This window comes from Myxococcus sp. CA039A (assembly GCF_013336645.1).
Lineage (GTDB): Bacteria > Myxococcota > Myxococcia > Myxococcales > Myxococcaceae > Myxococcus > Myxococcus llanfairpwllgwyngyllgogerychwyrndrobwllllantysiliogogogochensis.
On the sequence record NZ_JABUMQ010000748.1, the window covers coordinates 1 to 495 of the forward strand.

General features: G+C 46.7%; 1 protein-coding gene. It reads left to right on the top strand.

Translation table 11 applies throughout. The annotated features are described in order from the left end of the window. Nucleotides 1-122: 122 nt before the first annotated feature. The coding region (locus HR086_RS47400; RefSeq protein WP_217442256.1) for a hypothetical protein at nt 123-495 on the top strand (373 nt) is incomplete at its 3' end.

Sequence of the window (495 nt, forward strand, 5' to 3'; positions counted from 1 at the left end):
GGCGCAACAACCACGCCGGGAACGGGGTCGCTTTTTGCTTCTTCGGCGGCCAACATTGTCAAAAATAACACGCAGAGTTTGACCGTATCGTTTGAAATCGAAGTGCAGGAGGTGGGAGCATAGTGGCTTACTCAAAGACAAATTGGCAAGACAATGTAACACCTCTATCGGCGGCTAATCTCAATAAGATCGAACAGGGCATTGCTGATGCGCATGCTGTTACTGACACCTACACCGCCGCCGACGTGCTTGCGAAGCTCAAAACCGTCGATGGCGCTGGAAGTGGGCTTGATGCGGATACGGTAAGAGGGTATGTTCCAGTTAATAAAGCTGGCGACACAATTACTGGTGATATTACAGTTAATGGGGCGATACGTACACGAAATGGATTAGATTTAATTTTTATTGGAGATGACGCCGTAATTGAAGACTTTAATACAGCGAATTCAATCCGAATAAAAGGTAGACAAGACCCGACGATAGCCGATATATATC